Genomic DNA, 19308 nt, shown 5'->3' with positions numbered 1-19308 from the left:
ACAACCCCGCTAAAGACATTCTTTAGCGGGGTTCTGCATAAATATTACTAAAACATTAACTTAAACTAGCTCTTTTCGGCTATACCACAGTGTCGGACACTGTGGTATTTTTAGTATGTGGAAAAGTATATAAAGTAATTTTGTTATCCTATTATTTAAAGGTTTTCATCAAGTTAGCAGCTTATTTGATGTAACATCTACGAGATAAATAGTAAGTTTATTCAAAAAATAACATATAACTACAGCGAAAACAATTTCTCCATGATTAAAGAGCAGATGGCATAAAGAAGTAGTTGCTAATGACATAGCCATTTTCTTATTGGATAAGAAAAGAGAATTAAGGAGGAACCAAAAGGTGAAAAAATACCATTTGCCGGGGATTATTGCACTTTTAATATTTATATCGATATGTTCTTTTCAATTTTTTCAGCCCTCCTCGATAAAGGCAGAGGAATTTAGTTTTCCTATGTATTCGGATGGAAATTTAGAGAATAGCTACATAGGAAGTTCTGTCACAACGACCGGAACAGATATAGAGGAGACTTATTGGGATACGGTTACGGACTGGTTTGATGGTGTAGGAGAAACGATTGATACTGCTTTAGAGAATATTAAAGAAGTTTTTGATAACATTGTTAGCTATATTAGTGAATTAATTACAACAGTTGACAATGCTGTCGGCGAGTTCACTGGAAACGATGATGCGACGGATGCAATAGATGACGTCAATGGTACAATTGATCAAGCAAAAGATACAATCGACGATATTGATATTGATGAAGATTCAAATGGTAATATCGTTTATCGCGTATTACGAGAAGACGAGGATCCGACGAAAGGAATTTTTGCAAAGGCTCCAGAACGCGAGCATATAACCATTGCTGGACATGTTAATAATGGCGGGAAGAAAAATTTCAAAGGGTCAAAATATATTTCAACAACGAAAAGTTTTGATATAGCACTAAAAAACGCAACATCAAACATTATGGATAAAGGCAGCGCTCATGATCTTCGAATCGTAAAAATTGATTTAAGCAAGGTAACAAATATGTATTATGATTTAACAGATCCAAAAGTTCAGGACAAGTATCTCGTAAATTCGAAAGGTGAACCTTGGGAGAAGGTTAGAAGATATGCCAATGCATCACAAGAATTATTAGTGGAATATGAAATTCCAGCTGCAGCCATTGAGCTATTAGGTCGACCATCTGAATTACTAGAATAAGGATGGATTCTTTTATAGGAGTGTGACAAGTGTGCGTGATATAAATAAGCATATCCATCATTTTGAGGAATCAGCGTTAAATTTACTTGTTGATCTTCGAATGGGGGACGGTTTTAACGAAAAGGCGTATGAAAAGGTTGTTGAAATGCTTACTTTATTTAAAATGGAATACAAAGGAGTAAGTAGTATACCAAAAGAATTAGCTACAATGATGGTTGAGCTTTATGGTGAACTCTATAACTTTTCGCTTAATTATACTGGTGAAGAATCAGAACAGATCCTGAAGGCAGCTAAAAACATAAAAATAGCAATCGAAAAATGCTTGGAAGAAACAGGAGAAGCAGAACTTCAAGAGAACCAGACTTTTACAAAATTAGTCAGGTATATAAATGAAGATGGTTATTTTTTTGAAAAATTGCGTAGTGGTAAGGGATTGGATGAGCAACAATTTGAAAAAATATATCAAGAGCTGGAATCGAGCCTAAAGGAGGTTCACTCCTGGGATGCATTACCAAAAGCATTTGTAGCAATTCTGATTAACTTTTATGAAATGGATTTGTTTGTTTATGTATATCAGAATGAGTTCCATCAAGAAGAAGAGGCAGATAAGATTTATGATGCTTATGAAAGAGTATTTGAATTGATAGCTGGATAAAGATTAAAAAATCAATATCATCAACAGCTAGCGTAGTTTGATAAAATAAAAAGCGAGAGGTTATTCACATGTGGATAACCTCTCGCTTTTTATTGGAAGCTTACTGAAAAAAATAATTGTGGATAAGTTTATTTTTTAATGAAATTATGTTATTCTATTTTGTTAGTGACGTAAATTTAAATTATTGTCCATTGATATAGATAAAAGCTTTTAAAAAATGTTGGAGGTGATCGTGATGGAGACAGATACAATTACTGCGATATCAACCCCGATTGGTGAGGGGGCAATAGCGATTGTAAGATTGAGCGGTCCTGAGGCAGTTTCAATGACAGCACGTATTTTTAAAGGGAAAAATTTAAACCAGGTAGATTCTCATACGATTCATTATGGGAAGCTTATCGACCCAAAGACAAGTGAGATTGCTGAGGAAGTAATGGTTTCTGTGATGCGCGCACCGAAAACATTTACTCGTGAAGATGTTGTTGAAATCAACTGTCATGGTGGTATGGTAGCCGTAAACCGGGTGCTAGAGCTTATCTTAAGCATTGGTGCACGCTTGGCAGAGCCAGGAGAGTTTACAAAACGTGCATTTTTGAATGGGAGAATTGACCTTTCGCAGGCAGAGGCTGTTATGGATCTCATTCGAGCAAAAACAGACCGAGCAATGTCTGTGGCATTAAAGCAGATGGATGGTCGCTTATCCGGGTTAATTGGAAAGCTGCGTCAGGAATTGATTGAAACAGTTGCACATGTCGAAGTAAATATTGATTATCCAGAATACGATGATGTGGAAGAAATGTCCCACGAAATGATGCGTACGAAAACAAAGGAAGTTCATAAGAAGATTGATGAATTATTAAGTGTCGCAAAACAAGGGAAGATTTTACGTGAAGGTCTTGCTACAGCAATTATTGGCAGGCCAAATGTCGGAAAATCTTCGTTAATGAATACACTTGTACAGGAAAATAAAGCAATTGTTACAGATGTTCCAGGTACAACTCGTGATATAATTGAGGAATACGTCAATGTACGTGGTGTTCCGCTTCGATTGGTCGATACAGCTGGAATTCGTGAAACAGAGGATATTGTGGAACGAATTGGTGTCGAGCGTTCAAGGCAAGTATTAAAAGAGTCCGATTTAATTTTATTTGTACTAAATAACAATGATGTCTTAACAGATGAGGATTTCAAGCTCTTTGAAGCAGTAAGTGGGCTTGAATATATCGTCATTATAAATAAAACAGATCTGGAACAGAAGCTGGATATGGACCGTGTAAAAGAGCTTGTAGGAGATAGACCGCTAGTTACGACTTCTCTAATTGAAGAAGAAGGGGTAGACGAATTGGAACAAGCTATTGCTGATACATTCTTTGCAGGAGAAATTGAGACAGGTGATCTAACCTATGTTTCGAATGCAAGGCATATCCAATTACTGCAGCAAGCAAGCCTTGCGTTAGAAGATGCGATGGAAGGTATTGATCTCGGAATGCCAATGGATATCGTGCAAATTGATGTTACCCGGACATGGGAGTTTTTAGGTGAAATTATTGGAGATACTGCGAGTGACAGTTTAATTGATCAGTTATTCTCGCAGTTCTGTTTAGGAAAATAGATTGGAATAGGTATACGGAATTAAAAAATTAGAAAGGATGAATGTGATGACATACAATGCTGGTCATTATGATGTTATTGTTATTGGCGCTGGGCATGCAGGGGTCGAAGCTGGCTTTGCTGCAGCAAGAATGGGTGCCAAAACGTTAATGCTAACATTGAATATCGATATGATCGCTTTTATGCCATGTAATCCATCAATTGGTGGACCTGCTAAAGGGATTGTTGTTCGAGAAATTGATGCCCTCGGTGGAATCATGGGGAAAGTGATTGATAAAAGCTACATCCAAATGCGGATGTTAAATACCGGAAAAGGCCCAGCTGTGCAAGCTTTACGTGCACAAGCTGATAAGCCAATATATATGCGCGAAATGAAAAAACTTATTGAAAATGAAAAGAATTTGACTGTTCGTCAAGGAATGGTAGATTCTTTAATTGTTGAGGATGGTGTATGTAAAGGCGTTGTCACAGAATCAAAGGCAACGTATACTGCAGAAGCTGTCATTGTTACGACAGGAACCTTTATGCGTGGTAAAGTATTGATGGGGCATTTGGAATATGAAAGTGGTCCAAATAATCAACGTGTTTCTGTGAAGCTTTCTGAAAACTTAGAGGAGCTTGGTTTTGAATTAACACGATTTAAAACAGGTACACCGCCACGTGTTAATAGTCACACGGTTGATTACTCCAAAACGGAAATCCAGCCAGGAGATGACAATCCACAGTCATTCTCCTATGAAACAACGGAACAAATTACGGATCAGCTTCCATGCTGGTTAACCTATACCAATGAATTTACGCACCAAGTAATTAACGACAATTTAGGTTTCTCCGCGATGTATTCCGGTGCAAAACGTGGAACAGGTGCACGTTACTGCCCGTCAATTGAGGATAAAATTGTTCGTTTTAATGATAAACCGCGTCATCAAATCTTCTTAGAGCCAGAAGGCAGAGATACGGAAGAGGTTTATGTGCAAGGTTTATCTACTTCATTACCTGAATCTGTTCAGGAAGAGATGTTAAAAACAGTACCAGGTCTTGAAAATGCCGTTATTATGCGTGCTGGCTATGCGATTGAATACGATGCGGTCGTACCTACCCAGCTTTGGCCAACATTAGAAACAAAGAAAATTCCAGGACTGTATACAGCAGGCCAAATTAATGGTACCTCTGGCTATGAAGAAGCTGCAGGGCAGGGGATTATGGCTGGTATTAACGCGGCAGCGAAAGTACTTGGTAAAGAGCCAGTTATTTTAGATCGTTCTCAAGCATATATCGGTGTTCTCATTGATGACTTAGTTACAAAAGGCACAAATGAGCCGTATCGCTTATTAACGTCACGTGCGGAGTATCGTTTATTGCTCCGTCATGATAATGCTGATTTACGTTTGACAGATATCGGATATGAGCTGGGATTAATCCCAGAAGAACGTTACGCTAATTTCCAACAGAAGAAAAGCTTCGTAGAACAGGAGAAAAAGCGACTTAAAAAACTTACAATTAAGCCAACGGAAGCAGTAAATGCGATTATGGAAAGTGCGGGAGCTACTCCATTAAAGGAACCAGTAAAAGCGTATGATTTATTAAAGCGCCCAGAGCTAAGCTATGATCATATTGAACAAATGATAGAAGCGAATACGGAATTGAGTCCTGAAATGCGTGAACAGGTAGCAATTCAAGTGAAATATGAAGGCTATATTAAAAAAGCAAATGAGCAAGTAGAGCGAATGTTAAAAATGGAAGACAAGAAGATTCCAGATGATATTGACTATGATGCTATCCATGGATTGGCAACAGAAGCGGTAGAGAAACTGAAAAAAGTTCGTCCACTCTCTGTAGGTCAAGCTTCTCGAATCTCTGGTGTTAACCCTGCCGATATATCCATCTTGCTTGTATATATTCAACAGGGAAATATTGCACGAATTGCAAATTAAAATGAGGTGGAGATAGCGACGTATGAATAAGGTACGTCGCTATTCTTCCATTACATAGAAGGGACTAGTTGATTAATGAATCCAGAACAATTTGTAGCTGCACTAGGTGAACAGGGAATTGAGTTAACAGATGCACAACGTGAGCAATTTTCAACTTACTTTCGAATATTAGTAGAATGGAATGAAAAAATAAATTTAACAGCGATTACAGACGAAGAGGGTGTCTATTTAAAGCATTTCTATGACTGTATTACAGCTGCATTTCATTATGATTTAAGAGAAGAATTACATATTTGTGATGTTGGAGCCGGTGCTGGATTTCCAAGTATTCCACTGAAAATCTGTTTTCCACACTTAAAGGTTACGATAGTTGACTCATTACAAAAGCGAATTGGATTTTTGAATCATTTGGCAGCAGCGTTAAATTTAACGAATGTAGCTTTTTATCATGATCGAGCGGAGACTTTCGGCAAAAACAGTTCGTTTCGAGAATCTTTTGATATCGTAACTGCAAGAGCGGTTGCAAGAATGTCTGTACTTAGTGAGTTATGTTTGCCATTAGTGAAAAAAACGGGGGCTTTTATTGCGATGAAGGGTGCGCAAGCGAAAGAAGAGCTACAAATAGGAGAGAAAGCTATTGAGCTACTTGGCGGAGAAGTAGAAGCGATTCATACCTTTGCACTACCACAAGAGGAAAGTGAACGCTCTATTGTTGTTATTCGCAAAAAACGAAAGACACCAAAAAAATATCCAAGAAAAGCTGGTCTTCCAAACAAAGAACCAATTGAATAATAGCATTATTATTTTGAAATTCGTATAGAAAAGACACCACCTGCTATACGAATTTCCTTTTTTATTGCAGGAAACTATAAAATTTGAATGCTGTGGATAACTTAGTTACCTAAACGGCTACGTCCAGATCCAGCGCCCAGCGACTAGCGAGACTTCCCTCACCTCCGTACGATAAAGAAGACTTGCCGACTGGCTGTGCCAGAGGCTTAGTCGCACTTATACCCTTGTGGTGAAAGTCAACATCGACTCCCTGCGGTCGCCGTGTTTCCTTTATCTCCTACGTAGGAATGTTCGACAGGTCGAACCACCCCAAAGTTCGGGGCGCAGTCCGTACGTCGCTAAACGGGCGCTTGCGCTTTTGTTCTTTAAATGAACAAATCGTTTTTCACGAAAGATTCATTACTTTTTTGAGGACAAATGTGGTAAAATAAATGTAATATAAGGTAAGTATATTTCGCACAGCAGCAGAATGCTGGCGCGTTTTTTCTTGTAAATTCCTTTTTATCACGCATTAACGGTTTATAATAACCCCTCTCAGCTTGAGAAAGATAAAAAATGTGAAAATGGGAGACGTATGGAACCCCACTGAATGAAGTTTTACTTTATGCTATACTTGATTTAAATTAGACATTCAATTGTTTCACGTGAAACAATTTTTATACATAGATGATTTTATTTTGTTAAATTATGAAGGTGGTGTCAGGTAAGTGGTACATCCTTTTAATCGGATATTTGGTTTAGGGGATAAAGGAACCCCTGAATTAGAGGAGACGGAGGAATTTAATCCAGATGAAGTGATTCAGCTTCCAGTAGATCGAATTCAAGCGAACCGTTTCCAACCAAGAACTATTTTTAATGAAGAAAAGATAAAGGAATTGGCTCAAACCATTCATACTCATGGAATGATCCAGCCAATTGTAGTAAGAAAGCTAGATGAAGAAAAATTTGAGCTGATTGCTGGTGAACGAAGGTGGAGAGCTGTTCAATCCCTAGGTTGGGAGAAGGTATCTGTCATCATTCGGGATATGTCTGATGCAGAGACAGCTTCTGTGGCACTAATTGAAAACTTACAACGGGAGGAATTAACCGTTATAGAAGAAGCATTAGCATATGCGAAGCTATTAGAGCTACATTCATTGACTCAAGAGGCATTGGCGCAGCGGTTAGGTAAAAATCAATCAACGATTGCAAATAAGCTAAGACTTTTAAAGCTTCCAGAGGAAGTGCAAACAGCTTTATTAAATAAAACGATAACAGAAAGACATGCACGAGCTTTAATCAAGCTTAAGGAACCGGAACAGCAATTGCACGTTTTGCAGGTCATTATGGATAACGATTTGAATGTGAAACAAACAGAAGAACGAATTGCTAAAATGAATGAGCCGAAAGAGCAAACAAAGAAACGTCCAAAATTAAAAGGTGTCAATAAGGATATTCGGATAGCAATGAATACCATTCGACAATCCTTAAACATGGTGTCAGATACCGGAGTAGAAGTGGAATCGGATGAAAAAGAGTTAGACGATTACTATCAAATTACGATTAAAATACCTAAAAAGAAATAATACTTATCATACTATTTAACATTAGCCCATCTTTGTCGAAAAGGTGGGTATTTTGCATAACCAGTTCGTTTTTTAGTTGATAAATTGCCATTTTATCATTACAATTTCACAAAAAAAGAAAAAAAGATAGTCGCTTCTATTCATTTAGTGATAATATAGTATGTATATAGTTAGGTAGGTGTCAACATGGGAAAAATATTGGCCATCGCAAATCAAAAAGGTGGCGTTGGAAAGACAACTTCGTCCGTAAACCTTAGTGCTTGTCTTGCTTCTTTAGGGAATAAAGTATTACTTGTTGATACAGATCCACAAGGAAATGCAACAAGTGGGGTAGGAGTTAATAAAGCAGACGCTAGTAACTGTGTTTATAATGTGCTTGTTGAAGATTTACCTGCAGAAGAGGTAATTGTTTCGACAAATATAGACAATTTAGATATTATACCTGCAACCATTCAATTGGCTGGTGCAGAAATTGAATTAGTTCCTATTATCTCAAGGGAAATTCGTTTAAAAAGGGCACTTGAAAGTTTAAAAGAAAACTATGATTATATCATTATAGATTGCCCGCCTTCTTTGGGGTTATTAACCATTAATGCACTGACTGCCTCTGATTCTGTCATGATTCCAGTCCAGTGTGAATATTATGCGTTGGAAGGACTTAGTCAATTGCTTAACACCATTCGTCTTGTTCAAAAACATTTGAACAAACAATTGATGATTGAAGGTGTATTACTAACAATGCTTGATGCAAGAACAAATCTAGGTATTCAAGTGATTGAAGAGGTTAAAAAATACTTTCAAGATAAAGTCTATAAAACAATTATACCGAGGAATGTAAGATTAGGAGAGGCTCCAAGTCATGGAATGCCAATTATCAGTTATGATCCAAAATCCCGAGGTGCAGAGGTTTATCTTGAATTAGCGAGGGAAGTGATGGCAAATGGCGAAAGGGTTGGGTAAAGGACTTAATGCTTTGTTTCTGAATGAAAACGAGCAAGAAGAAGCTGGTTCAATAGAAGAAATTGCTATCACAGAATGTAGGCCAAATCCTTATCAACCGAGAAAAACATTTCATGCAGATGCAATCGAGGAAATGAAAGAGTCTATCTTAGAGTATGGCATTATTCAACCTTTGGTTGCGCGCAAAAGTATTAAAGGGTATGAAATTGTTGTAGGTGAAAGACGTTTTCGGGCTGCTAAAGAAGCTGGTTTAAAAACAATCCCAGTCATTGTCAAAGAGCTAACGGATGAAAAAATGATGGAGATTGCTCTGTTAGAAAACTTACAGCGTGAAGACCTTACACCAATTGAAGAAGCTCATGCCTATGCAAACTTGATGACGGAGTTAAAAATTACACAAGAAGAGCTGTCAAGGAGATTAGGAAAGAGTCGTCCACATATTGCGAATATGGTTCGTTTGCTTTCATTGCCAGATCAGGTTGTTGCCTATATTAATAACGGAGAGTTATCAATGGGGCATGGACGCGCCCTCTTAGGTTTAAAAGACAAGGATAAGTTATTCCCGCTGGTAAATAAAATTCGTCATGAAAAACTAAATGTCCGTCAGGTTGAGAAATTAATTATCCAGTTGAATGAAAAACAGCCAGCAAAAAAGGAAAAACCGAAAAAAGACGTTTTTCTGGAAGAACAAGAGACGGTATTGAGAGAGCGATTAGGTACGGCGGTTAATATCCAAAAAGGTAAACGTAAAGGAAAAATCGAAATTGAATTTTACACGGATGATGATTTAAATCGTCTTATCGAATATTTAAATAAATAGGGTATTTAGAAAGACTGATCGTTTCTACTATCAGTCTTTCATTTTATTTAAAGAAGGTTAATGGAAGATGTTCCACGTGAAACATTCACGGTGAGATACTTGCCAGGGCCACGGTCTCAGACCTTTTCCTGTACTATTTTCAACCGGATAAGGAATACCCGGTTGATATTGCATTAGATTTTCGAAGATACACCGCCCTTAAATTACATATAACGAAAAAAATGGTGGAGAGATAGAAATGATTTTATTTGGTACATTAGTAAATGGAGCACTCATACTTATAGGTTGTATTTTTGGATTGTTTTTCACGAAGATACCTGAAAGATACAAAGAAACGGTTATGCACGGTATTGGACTTGCTGTTGTATTGATAGGTTTGCAAATGGCATTGGTAGGCGACCAAATTATAATTGTCCTATTAAGTCTTCTTACTGGGGCAATAATTGGTGAATTTACTCATTTGGAAGAGGGGCTAAATCGTCTTGGCTATTGGGTAGGCAGTAAATTCACGAATAGAGATAGTGATACAAGCATCGCCCAAGGCTTTATTACAGCAACATTGATATTTTGTATTGGCGCAATGGCTATTATTGGTGCATTGGATAGTGGGATACGAGGCGATCACGAAGTGCTTATTACAAAAGGGGTAATTGATGGTTTTACTGCACTTGTATTAACAACAACATTAGGATTTGGTGTAATATTATCGGTAATACCGGTTGTTCTCTACCAAGGTATAATTGCGCTGGTTGCAACACAAATTGAGAGATTGTTACCTGAAGAATTTTTAAATGGATTGATTGTAGAAGTTACAGCTGTTGGTGGTTTATTAATCGTAGCAATTGGTTTAAATCTATTAAAAATCACAAAAATTCGCATCGGTAATTTATTGCCTGCGATTGTGACGGTAGGAATTATTTATTATATCTATTCGCTTTTATAAAATAAATTGATACATCGATCCATTTAATACTGGCAAAGGAAGTGTCCATACATACTTCCTTTGCCAGTATTTTTTTGGTAACCTTTCGTTTTGAAAGGGGCATGGTAGGATTTATTACTTTTCTAGTGAATATAGCACATAAATAATAAGCAGAAAATTATACGGTCCACTTCTTGACCGGGTGTTTCTTTGAAATAACCACGGTAGGCGAATAATTATAAGTAAGCTGCTGATCGATGTTGCTTAAAATCCCGGTTATTTTTTTTGCCATATCCATAACAACGGATAATCTCGTGTTTTGTAAAATAGAATGCTCCATAAATCCACTAATATTGACTACTCCTGTAATGTTCATATCTCCAATAGTAGGTAAAGCTTTATTTAAAGCCGCTCCTGGCTTTAAAGGGGCTTTTTCCGTAATGATATGACCAATCGAGGAATTCCTTCCGAGACAAGCATCTATTGCGATAATAAAAGGGTTGCGATGATTCTCTTTTACAATGGTAATCGCTTCTTGCATATTTACAGCATGCACAGGATCATGAACCGTCCCATAAACATGCAAATGCTTTGGTTTTGTTTCTTTAAGAAATGTACCGGTTAATGGACCAAGTGCATCTCCGGTCGATCGATCTGTTCCAATACATAAGATGATATATTCCCGCGGGGCATCTGGGAACCAGGATAGTATTTTTTCGCACATTAAATGGGAAAGCTCGGAATCCGTATAAGGCATACGGAAAGTCTCTATTGGCTGCTCAAATCGATTCTTTAAATACATAGCTTATCCTCCACAAACATATTGGTATAGTATACGGATTATTTTGCCGTTCTATACATACAAATGCCTTAAAATATTGGAGGAATAGTAGATGATTTTTGCTGGGTTGAAATGGATGTTTCTAATCATTGGAACGACAATTGGTGCTGGATATGCATCTGGGGCGGAGTTATGGCAGTTTTTTGGCCATGAAAGCAGTTTGGCGATTGTTTTGTTTAGTGTTTTCTTTTCGATTTGCTGTATGGTGATTATGGAAATTAGCTATCGATTAAAATCATCGCATTATTTGCCTGTATTAGAGGAAATAGTTGGTGCTAGGTTAACGGGTGTATTTGATGTTATGATTTTATTATACTTATTTACAACAACGATTGTTATGATTGCTGGCAGTGGTGCAACTGGACAGGCGTTTAATTACTCCTATTGGTGGGGTATAGGTATTATTGTAGTTGCACTCATGTTATTATTTTTAAAAGGCGTGAATGGGCTGCTGCAAGTGAATCAGTTTATTTTACCGATTATGCTTGTGGGCATGCTTGCTATTCTGATTATGTTTACGGTTGATCAGGAATTAGCGCTATTCTCACACTGGCATGAACAACGAAATTGGATGGCTGCTTTTCCATTTACCGCCCTGAATATTCTTCCGCTTGTAGCCGTGCTTGGAGCAATTGGAAATAAAGTGCGGTCTAGAAATGAGATTATTTTTGCGTGCGTAGGCAGTGGCTTGATATTAGGTGTAATTTCCTTTATTTATAATAATAGTCTAATTCAAATTGCAGAAGAGATTTTACTGTATGAGATTCCATTATTTGCGATATTAAAGCATTATCCGATGGAGATACTGGTATTTATGTCAGTTATGCTATGGTTTGCGATCTTTACGACAGCTGCTGCTGGTATGCTTGGAATCGCGACACGACTGCAGCAGTATTTCCAAAAACCGTTATTCCTAATTGTAATGCTTACATTAATCATTATGATTCCCCTAACTACCTTTGGTTTCTCTACATTAATACGTGTGATTTATCCACTATATGGGATTCTCAATTTGTATATATTGACAAGACTATTATTATATCCAATTTGGAAACGTATGGAGAAGGTTAGATAGAATGTTTGGAGGTTTTACTATGGATGAAATTAACGATCAAGTAACAAATGTATGGGATTATATAACAGGTCCAGAACTATGGAGAATATTGTTGTCTTCAGCTTTACAGATTATCATCATTATTTGTCTAGCATTGATTATCGTTAAGGTAACGAGAAAGCTGGTTGATAAGTTATTTGTCAATCGAACTACAGGTCCAATCCGTATTTCGGAACGACGAGAAAACACACTGAAAAAGCTAATTAAAAATGTGGTAGCATATGTAGTATACTTTATGGCCATCGTAATGATTTTAGGCGTGTTTGAGTTTGATATTGGTCCACTACTTGCCGGTGCTGGTGTCCTTGGTTTAGCAATTGGTTTCGGTGCACAGAACCTCGTGCGAGATATTATTTCAGGGTTCTTCATTATCTTTGAAGATCAGTTTTCTGTCGGTGACTATGTAGCCGTTGCAGGTATAGAAGGCACGGTAGAAGAAATCGGTCTTCGTACAACGAAGGTACTGAGCTGGACAGGGGAGATGAATATCATCCCGAACGGAAATTTAACACAGGTGACCAATTATTCGGTTCATAATGGGTTATCGATTGTAGATATAAATATTCCATACGAGAGTGATGTTGCTGATGTGGAAAGGATTATTCAGGAAGTTGCTGTAACGTTACCGGAAAAGTATGATTTTTTAGTCGGAACACCAGAAATAATCGGGGTACAAAATTTAGACGTCTCCCATTTTGTAATTCGAGTTATTGCTGATACATTACCAGGTTTCCAATGGGCTGGTGAGCGAAATATTCGGAAGGAGCTCCAAGATAAATTATATAAATCTGGCATTGAACTCCCATCACCACGTGTTGTTTTATACTCAAAGGAAGAGAGAGAAGACTTAAAACGTGAAAATAGAGGGCAGAGCCATTAAAATTTGGATATAATGTATGTAAAAAAGGAGATCCAAAAATGGAGAAAGAATTTAATTTGAATGATGTTGTAGAGATGAAAAAGCCCCATCCATGTGGAGAAAACCGTTGGAAAATTATTCGTATGGGAATGGACATCCGGATTAAATGCCTTGGCTGCGATCATAGTGTGATGATTCCGCGAAGGGAATTCGTTAAAAAGCTGAAAAGAGTACTGGAAAAAGCGGAGAGTTAGGGGTTTGATGGAGTAGGGATTGTATAACTAAAATAGCTAATTTTTGAAATTAGTTAAAATTGACTACACACTACTAAAAATAGTATTATATTCTTATAAAGAGATACGAAAAACCAAAAGTAATAGGGTAAATGTGCAAAAATAGGTATACTTAGTGTACCTATTTTTGTTTTTTACTTACTTGTCTTTTTAGTAGCCACTATTCTATAATTGGAGTACAAACGCGTTTTATGAATGGAATCCTTAAGGAGTGAAAGTTTAATGTCTTTAACAGCAGGAATCGTAGGTCTTCCGAACGTGGGAAAGTCCACGCTTTTCAATGCAATCACACAAGCTGGAGCTGAAGCAGCGAACTACCCGTTTGCAACGATCGATCCAAATGTGGGAATTGTAGAAGTACCTGACGAACGTTTAAATAAATTAACAGAATTAGTAAAACCGAAGAAAACTGTCCCAACTGCCTTTGAGTTTACGGATATTGCCGGGATTGTAAAAGGTGCGAGTAAAGGGGAAGGGTTAGGGAACCAGTTTCTCTCTCACATTCGCCAGGTGGATGCAATTTGTCAAGTCGTCCGTTGCTTTGTTGATGAGAATATTACACACGTATCTGGAAAGGTAGATCCAATTGATGATATTGAAATCATCAATCTTGAATTAATTCTTGCTGATTTAGAAACGGTAAATAAACGTTTCCAGCGTGTCGAGAAGCTGGCTAGACAGAAGGATAAGGAAGCTGTTATTGAGCATGACATCCTTGTAACCCTAAAAGAGGGTCTGGAAGCAGAAAGACCTGTAAGAGCATTGGAATTTACAGATGAACAATGGAAAATTGTAAAAGGGCTGCATTTGTTAACAAGCAAGCCAATCCTCTATGTAGCGAATGTAAGTGAAGATGAGGTTGCAGATCCAGATTCAAATGAAAATGTACAAAAGGTAAGAGATTATGCTGCAAACGAAAATGCAGAAGTAATTGTCATTTGTGCAAAAATTGAAGAGGAAATCTCCGAGCTTGACCAAGACGAAAAAGGTATGTTCCTTGAAGATTTAGGAATTGAAGAATCTGGTTTAGACAAGCTGATTAAAGCTTCTTATAGCTTATTAGGATTAGCAACTTACTTTACTGCTGGAGAGCAAGAAGTCCGAGCCTGGACATTCCGCAAAGGGATTAAGGCACCACAAGCAGCAGGTATTATTCATACAGACTTTGAAAGAGGTTTTATTCGTGCTGAAACAGTTTCCTATACAGACCTTGTGGAAGCTGGTTCGATGGGACATGCACGAGAAAAAGGAAAGGTTCGATTAGAAGGAAAAGAATATATCGTTCAAGATGGCGATGTTATTCACTTCCGCTTTAATGTATAAGCAGGAATATAAAATTTAAAAACGTACAATTAGGTATCTCTCGAATACTTGTCAAACAAAACAGGATTTGGTATAATACGTTATTGTGAGTAATTAGATTATGATTATTCCTTGCTCCTATTATGTTGAACAACTGTTTTAAGATAGATAGGGGCCGCTAAGACCAAAAGGAGGTGTAACGGATGAGAAAATACGAAATCATGTACATCATCCGCCCAGACATTGAAGAGGATGCTCAAACAGCTTTAGTTGAGCGTTTCAACAAGATCTTAACAGATAATGGCGCGGAGATCGCAAAAGTGGAAGAAAAAGGCAAGAAGCGTCTTGCTTATGAAATCCAAGACTACCGTGATGGATATTATGTTCTTATTAACTTCAGCAGTGGCGAAGAAGCTGTTAACGAGTTTGACCGTCTTGCTAAGTTCTCTGATGATATTATTCGTCATATTGCAATTCGAGATGAAAAATAATAAGGAGTGGTTCTGATGTTAAATCGTGTCGTACTAGTAGGCAGGTTAACGAGGGATCCTGATTTACGTTATACACCAAATGGCGTGGCAGTAGCCAACTTTACGATTGCTGTTAATCGTCCCTTTTCTAACCAACAAGGAAATAGAGAAGCAGATTTTATTAACTGTGTCGTTTGGCGTAGACCAGCAGAAAACCTGGCAAACTTCATGAAAAAAGGTAGTATGATCGGTGTAGATGGTCGAGTTCAAACACGTTCATTTGAAGGACAAGATGGAAAAACCGTATATGTGACTGAAATTGTTGCAGATAGTGTACAATTTTTGGAATCAAAAGGTTCTTCTTCTGGCGGACAGGATTCGCAAGGTTACCAGCAAAATAGAAATCAGAACCAATTTCAAAATCAGAATCAATACCAACCGAATCAAAACCAAAATCAGTTTCAACCAAATAATAACCAACCACAAGACGATCCATTTAAGAATAATGGAGAGCCTATCGATATATCAGACGATGATTTACCGTTTTAGAACGGGTAAAGTGAATTTAAAAAGGAGGGGTATCAATGGCAGCTCGTCGTGGACGCGCAAAGCGTCGTAAAGTGTGTTATTTCACAGCGAACGGAATCACACACATCGATTACAAAGATGTAGACTTGCTTAGACGTTTCATTTCTGAACGTGGAAAAATTCTTCCTCGTCGTGTAACTGGAACTTCTGCAAAATACCAACGTAAACTTACAATTGCAATCAAACGTGCTCGTACAATGGCTTTATTACCATATGTAGCTGAGTAATAATAATACCTCAAAATTATTTCGAGTTACCTCTCGTTTAATTTTGAGGTATTTTATTTTGATTAAATTATTATATTGATGTATGTTTTTTTATTTTTTTGCAACCTTTTTGGATAATCGGCTATTTAAACTAATGCGATCTTTGGACTGATATGATAACACTAGGATAAATGTGTCATAATAGAGTCTAAGGGGATCGCATTTTTTAATTGTTTAACTATGCATTCAAATCATAAATCAACTTGAGCATAATTTAATTCTTTATCTTAACTATTACTTGATCAAGCTCTAAAAGCCTTTCATAAATGATTGCTTTTGCTCTACAGAGTTTAATTGGTGATCTAAAATAACTTTCTTATTCCTTGTTTTATAAATTCATTTTCGTATTATGGATATATAACTGTCGTTGTTTACTTGTAAACAAAAATTCGAAGGGTGATAATTTGACTTATTATTATTATTTAGCTTCAGATATCCCATTACAAAAAGGGTATTATTATGATGAAGGATTCCACTTGAATTTTAATAATTCCACTTCACATGATGAAATTTTAACCTTAGAAAAAAGTGATGAGCATATAAAAGGATTCGATTACCCTATTCAAATCGAGATTTTTAATGGTGTTGAACAAGAAGAAGAATTACAAAAGCTTCTTTATTATATTCAAGAGCAGACAGCCTCATATAAAGTTTGTAGTGTTCAAATAGCGAAATTGATAAATTCGAATAAAATAAAATTCAAAGTGAAAGAAAAATCTAAATTGTTACTTCACGAAATTACAAACCCAAAACAGTTACTTCTTTCTGAAGGTCACTTAATTACCATTAAAAAGGTCCCGACATTTTTTTAACATTAAATCAAAGTTAATAACTATGATACCATTTCCTCACTTTTAACTAGAGTTTATAAGAACGCAATACTATTATATAAATAATCAAACTATACAATATAAATTTCTAAAGATACTCATACTTTCGAATCCATTTTGATTAAAATGGATTCTTGTAACTAACTGTTGTAAAGTTGATCTCAAATTATAGTGAAAGAAGAGATTGGACACCATTTTCTTTTTTAATAAATATGATAAAGTATAATTATATAAATTTTGTTTTTCCTTTTTTGCTAATCTTTTTAGGTTGGTTGGTTTCTTACAAAAATGAATGCGGTGTTTGGACTGATATGAACACTGGGATTAGTGTGTCCATATTAACGTCCAATGGCAGCTCGTCGTGTAACTGGAACTTCTGCAAAATACCAACGTAAACTTACAATTGCAATCAAACGTGCTCGTACAATGGCTTTATTACCATATGTAGCTGAGTAAATAACCAAGAACCTCAAAACCTGGATGTAATTCCGATTTTGAGGTTCTTTTATTTTCTTCTTTTTGGATAAATTGAAATCATCTTCAATAATAAACCAATCGAAAAAATAAATGTAAGCAATAGATAAGCATCACGAACTGGGATAATAAATGCGATGATAATGTATAAGATAAATGGGATTGTTGTTGTAAATGCAACCATTTTCCATAGGAGAGAGTAGCGCAGTTTACGCTGCATAAAATGTGTAATCCCTCTTCCAATATAAGCCACAAATGATATCGCGATAAATACAAGAATTGTTAATGGCAAATAATAAAACATAAAAAAGTAAATCAACTTGAAAATTACATTTAAATCAGCTGCGAGTCCACTTGATGCTGTCAGCTGTTCGATTAATGAAGGAATTGATACGAGACCAAGTAGGATAAACATATAAATAACAGCAATATCCATACCAACTCGATTAAGCTGAAACATTGCTTTTTTCTTTGGTAGTTTTATACTATTCAAAAAGACGTTCAAAAAGGTCATGCTTTCCACCCTTAACTATGTATGCTTAGGAAGTGACTGCTATAAAATAAGCATGCCGTTTTTTATAGCAAATTCATCCTTCTATAATATTATAGTAGAAATTAGTGGGAAATGCGCCTATAGTGTTGAAGAAAGAATGACATTTGTAAATCGTATATAAATACTGCTAAGAATAGCTCGAAGGACGTTTTTTATATCTCCCGGGGAATAAATGCTTCGACATGATCAGACAACTATTTTGGTACGAATCATGTTATGATAGTAGAATAGTCAATCTAGATTAGATGAGGTGCAATAAATGAATCAATCAAAAAAATTAACAGATGGAGCATTACTATTAGCTATATATATAGTGCTTCTGTTGATTACCATATTTGTTCCGATAGTAACGATATTCGGGATGTTTTTATTACCAATACCTTTTATTCTATATGCAGCTAGGCATGGATTAAAGCCTTCATTTTTAATGTTTGTAGCCTCCTTGCTTATTACGGCACTTATTGCTACTATTGCCTTCCTGCCGTTTACGGTTTTAGCTGGAATTGGAGGAATTGCAATTGGCGCTGCTATTCATAAAGAAGTATCCGCTTATGAAACATTGGCCAGGGGTACATTAGGTTTTATTATTGGCCTATTGTTTATCTTTGCTTTTAGTCAAGTTGTCTTTTCAGTTAATTTGGTAAATGAGCTGAAAGTAATCATAACAGATTCGATGGACATGAGTGCATCCATCATGGAGCAATTTGGTGCTAGTGGACAAACTGAACAGATGGAAGAGTTGCTTTTACAACAAGTCAACATGCTTATTGAATTATTGCCAGTGGGACTTGCATTAACTGCAATTGTATTAGCGTTTCTCAGCCAGTGGATTAGCTATAAATTTATCAACCGGCTAGAGAAGAAGCAACTACGATTCCCGCCTTTCCGTAACTTAAGATTTCCGACATCTATACTGTGGATTTATTTCTTTGCATTATTCATTTCGTTTTTTGATTTGAATCCAGCAGGTATATACTATACAGCTGTACATAATTTATTGGCATTAACAGGGCTTTTAATGGCATTACAAGGATTTTCATTTATCTTCCTTTATACGTACCATAAGAAAATAACAAAAGCTGTGCCAATTTTTATTGTTGTGATTACGTTACTTTTTCCAACGTTTCTACTTTATTTCGTAAGAATCTTAGGTATAATTGATATAGGATTTAGGTTAAGGGAACGACTGACAAGCAAAAAATAAGGTTGCACCCGAGTAATAGGAGCTGAACGC

At 36.5% G+C, this 19308-nt stretch carries 20 protein-coding genes and 1 pseudogene; 19 read left to right on the top strand and 2 right to left on the bottom strand.

Features of this window, described 5'->3' with window-relative positions; all coding sequences use genetic code 11:
• Positions 1-355: 355 nt before the first annotated feature.
• From MHH64_RS02505 to MHH64_RS02465, 9 genes are all read left to right on the top strand, one after another.
• Entirely contained in the window at positions 356-1225 is an 870-nt protein-coding gene (locus MHH64_RS02505) for a hypothetical protein (RefSeq protein ID WP_340002644.1), read from the top strand.
• Between the two features lie 31 nt (positions 1226-1256).
• Entirely contained in the window at positions 1257-1880 is a 624-nt protein-coding gene (locus MHH64_RS02500; RefSeq protein ID WP_340002643.1) for a hypothetical protein, read from the top strand.
• A gap of 235 nt (positions 1881-2115) precedes the next feature.
• Complete coding sequence (gene mnmE, locus MHH64_RS02495) at positions 2116-3492, top strand: tRNA uridine-5-carboxymethylaminomethyl(34) synthesis GTPase MnmE (protein WP_095314000.1); 1377 nt, start codon at positions 2116-2118, stop codon at positions 3490-3492.
• Positions 3493-3538: 46 nt separating this feature from the next.
• Positions 3539-5425, top strand: coding sequence for a tRNA uridine-5-carboxymethylaminomethyl(34) synthesis enzyme MnmG (gene mnmG / locus MHH64_RS02490; protein ID WP_340002642.1), 1887 nt, complete (start codon positions 3539-3541; stop codon positions 5423-5425).
• Between the two features lie 75 nt (positions 5426-5500).
• The gene (gene rsmG, locus MHH64_RS02485) at positions 5501-6217 is read left to right on the top strand and encodes a 16S rRNA (guanine(527)-N(7))-methyltransferase RsmG (RefSeq protein WP_095314004.1); all 717 of its coding nucleotides are present in this window, start codon (positions 5501-5503) and stop codon (positions 6215-6217) included.
• 707 nt (positions 6218-6924) lie between these two features.
• Positions 6925-7782, top strand: a complete 858-nt coding sequence (gene noc, locus MHH64_RS02480; protein WP_118889306.1) for a nucleoid occlusion protein — start codon at positions 6925-6927, stop codon at positions 7780-7782.
• Between the two features lie 186 nt (positions 7783-7968).
• Positions 7969-8742: an AAA family ATPase gene (locus MHH64_RS02475; RefSeq protein WP_118889307.1), complete on the top strand. Its 774-nt coding sequence runs from the start codon at positions 7969-7971 to the stop codon at positions 8740-8742.
• Positions 8723-9562 carry a ParB/RepB/Spo0J family partition protein gene (locus tag MHH64_RS02470; protein WP_118889308.1) on the top strand — a complete coding sequence of 280 codons (840 nt, stop codon included), beginning with the start codon at positions 8723-8725 and terminating at the stop codon, positions 9560-9562. Before MHH64_RS02475 ends, MHH64_RS02470 begins: the two co-directional genes overlap by 20 nt.
• Before the next feature lie 238 nt (positions 9563-9800).
• The gene (locus MHH64_RS02465; protein ID WP_118889309.1) at positions 9801-10505 is read left to right on the top strand and encodes a DUF554 domain-containing protein; all 705 of its coding nucleotides are present in this window, start codon (positions 9801-9803) and stop codon (positions 10503-10505) included.
• Between the two features lie 157 nt (positions 10506-10662).
• Here the strand turns inward: MHH64_RS02465 and yyaC are convergent, their stop codons facing one another.
• Positions 10663-11286, bottom strand: a complete 624-nt coding sequence (gene yyaC / locus MHH64_RS02460) for a spore protease YyaC (RefSeq protein WP_095314012.1) — start codon at positions 11284-11286, stop codon at positions 10663-10665.
• 91 nt (positions 11287-11377) lie between these two features.
• Between yyaC and MHH64_RS02455 the strand changes: the two genes are divergently transcribed.
• From MHH64_RS02455 to rpsR (MHH64_RS02415), 9 genes and pseudogenes are all read left to right on the top strand, one after another.
• Entirely contained in the window at positions 11378-12400 is a 1023-nt protein-coding gene (locus tag MHH64_RS02455; RefSeq protein WP_095314014.1) for a hypothetical protein, read from the top strand.
• A 19-nt stretch (positions 12401-12419) separates the two neighbouring features.
• Positions 12420-13319: a mechanosensitive ion channel family protein gene (locus tag MHH64_RS02450; RefSeq protein ID WP_340002641.1), complete on the top strand. Its 900-nt coding sequence runs from the start codon at positions 12420-12422 to the stop codon at positions 13317-13319.
• A gap of 38 nt (positions 13320-13357) precedes the next feature.
• Positions 13358-13552 (top strand): DUF951 domain-containing protein, encoded by a 195-nt coding sequence (locus tag MHH64_RS02445; protein WP_095314018.1) that lies wholly within the window; start codon positions 13358-13360, stop codon positions 13550-13552.
• A 261-nt stretch (positions 13553-13813) separates the two neighbouring features.
• A complete protein-coding gene (gene ychF / locus MHH64_RS02440; RefSeq protein WP_095314020.1) occupies positions 13814-14914 on the top strand; it encodes a redox-regulated ATPase YchF in 1101 nt (366 codons plus the stop codon).
• Between the two features lie 182 nt (positions 14915-15096).
• The gene (rpsF, locus tag MHH64_RS02435) at positions 15097-15384 is read left to right on the top strand and encodes a 30S ribosomal protein S6 (protein ID WP_095314021.1); all 288 of its coding nucleotides are present in this window, start codon (positions 15097-15099) and stop codon (positions 15382-15384) included.
• A 15-nt stretch (positions 15385-15399) separates the two neighbouring features.
• Entirely contained in the window at positions 15400-15912 is a 513-nt protein-coding gene (gene ssb / locus MHH64_RS02430; protein WP_095314023.1) for a single-stranded DNA-binding protein, read from the top strand.
• A 35-nt stretch (positions 15913-15947) separates the two neighbouring features.
• Positions 15948-16178 (top strand): 30S ribosomal protein S18, encoded by a 231-nt coding sequence (gene rpsR / locus MHH64_RS02425; protein WP_095314025.1) that lies wholly within the window; start codon positions 15948-15950, stop codon positions 16176-16178.
• A gap of 443 nt (positions 16179-16621) precedes the next feature.
• On the top strand, positions 16622-17029 hold the full coding sequence (locus MHH64_RS02420; protein WP_340002640.1) for a hypothetical protein: 408 nt from the start codon (positions 16622-16624) through the stop codon (positions 17027-17029).
• Positions 17030-17404: 375 nt separating this feature from the next.
• A pseudogene (rpsR, locus tag MHH64_RS02415) lies at positions 17405-17503 on the top strand (30S ribosomal protein S18); the annotation flags it as partial.
• A 49-nt stretch (positions 17504-17552) separates the two neighbouring features.
• Here the strand turns inward: rpsR (MHH64_RS02415) and MHH64_RS02410 are convergent.
• Positions 17553-18035 carry a DUF1189 family protein gene (locus tag MHH64_RS02410; protein WP_095314244.1) on the bottom strand — a complete coding sequence of 161 codons (483 nt, stop codon included), beginning with the start codon at positions 18033-18035 and terminating at the stop codon, positions 17553-17555.
• Between the two features lie 298 nt (positions 18036-18333).
• On the opposite strand from MHH64_RS02410, the gene MHH64_RS02405 reads away from it, so the two are divergent.
• Positions 18334-19278: a YybS family protein gene (locus MHH64_RS02405; RefSeq protein WP_095314242.1), complete on the top strand. Its 945-nt coding sequence runs from the start codon at positions 18334-18336 to the stop codon at positions 19276-19278.
• Positions 19279-19308: the final 30 nt, after the last annotated feature.

The organism is Oceanobacillus sp. FSL K6-0127 (assembly GCF_037983385.1).
Lineage (GTDB): Bacteria > Bacillota > Bacilli > Bacillales > Amphibacillaceae > Oceanobacillus > Oceanobacillus profundus.
The sequence above is the reverse complement of the archived record's forward strand: the minus strand, read 5'-3'. Positions and strand labels throughout refer to the sequence as shown.